Genomic DNA, 1182 nt, shown 5'->3' with positions numbered 1-1182 from the left:
CCCCTGTCTTCCCCCGTTCATAACTAGAGTCTGTTCTGGTTCTGGTCCTGTTTGGGCCGGGTTGCAAACGCGTTCGGGGTGAGCCCGCCGAGGCTCGTGTGAGGTCGGCAGGTGTTGTAGTCGACCCGCCACGCCTCGATGAGGGTCCGGGCCGCCGTCAGGCACCGGAACAGATGCTCGTTCAGGCACTCGTCGCGCAAGCGCCCGTTCAAGCTCTCGACAAAACCGTTCTGCTGCGGCTTGCCGGGCGCGATGTAGTGCCACTCGACCGCACGCTCTTCCTGCCAGCGCAGGATGGCGTGCGAGGTCAGCTCGGTGCCGTTGTCCGAGACGATCATCAGCGGCTTGCCCCGGCCCACGATGATCCGGTCGAGTTCGCGCGCGACGCGCCGACCGGACAGCGAGGTGTCGACCACCAGCGCCAAGCACTCCCGCGTGCAGTCATCGACCACGACGAGGATGCGGAAGCGGCGTCCGTCGTCGAGCGTGTCGGAGACGAAGTCGAGGCTCCAGCGCTGGTTCGGCTCCTGCGGCACGGCGGCGGGTGCCCGCGTGCCAAGGGCTCGCTTGCGCCCACCCCGCCTGCGCACCGACAGCCGCTCCTCCCAATCGAGCCGAAAAAGCTTCTTGTGATTGAGCGTGAGGCCCTCCCGCCGCAGCAGAATGAGCAAGCGCCGGTAGCCGAACCGGCGGCGCTCGCCGGCCAGGCCGCGCAGGCGTACCCGCACGGCCGCATCGTCACCCCGCGTCGAGGCGTAGCGGTACGTCTTCGGGGCCACCCCGATCAGCCCGCAGGCGCGACGCTGCGAGTAACCCTTCTCCTCAATGGCCCAGCTCACGGCTGTTCTCCGTGCGCCGGGCGTCAGAAGTTTTTTCCCAAAGCCTCACGCAGCGTCGCCACGTCGAGCATCGCTTCGGCCAGGAGTTTCTTGAGCTTGCGGTTCTCCTCGTCGAGCGCCTTCAGACGCCGCGCGTCCGAAACCTCCATGCCGCCATAGCGCGAGCGCCACGTGTAGAACGTCGCATCGCTGATACCGTGGCGGCGGCAGATTTCAGCCACCGGCAGCCCGGCCTGCTGCTCCTTCAGGATGCCGATGATCTGCTCTTCGCTGAATCGCTCTTCTTCATCGTCCGTCTCCTGCTCGACGGACCCTAGCTTCAGAATGAGGGCAGACCAGGGGG

At 66.6% G+C, this 1182-nt stretch carries 1 protein-coding gene; it reads right to left on the bottom strand.

The window, feature by feature from the left end; all coding sequences use genetic code 11:
* Positions 1 to 23: 23 nt before the first annotated feature.
* Positions 24 to 1162 (bottom strand): IS3 family transposase gene (locus HNR51_RS26525; protein ID WP_182556959.1). Its coding sequence is split into 2 segments (ribosomal slippage): positions 24 to 880 and positions 880 to 1162, totalling 1140 coding nucleotides; the frame shifts between segments, so codons are not numbered across the junction.
* Positions 1163 to 1182: the final 20 nt, after the last annotated feature.

It is taken from the genome of Methylorubrum thiocyanatum (genome assembly GCA_014138645.1).
Classification (GTDB): Bacteria; Pseudomonadota; Alphaproteobacteria; order Rhizobiales; family Beijerinckiaceae; genus Methylobacterium; species Methylobacterium thiocyanatum.
This window is presented reverse-complemented; position numbering and strand designations above follow the sequence as displayed.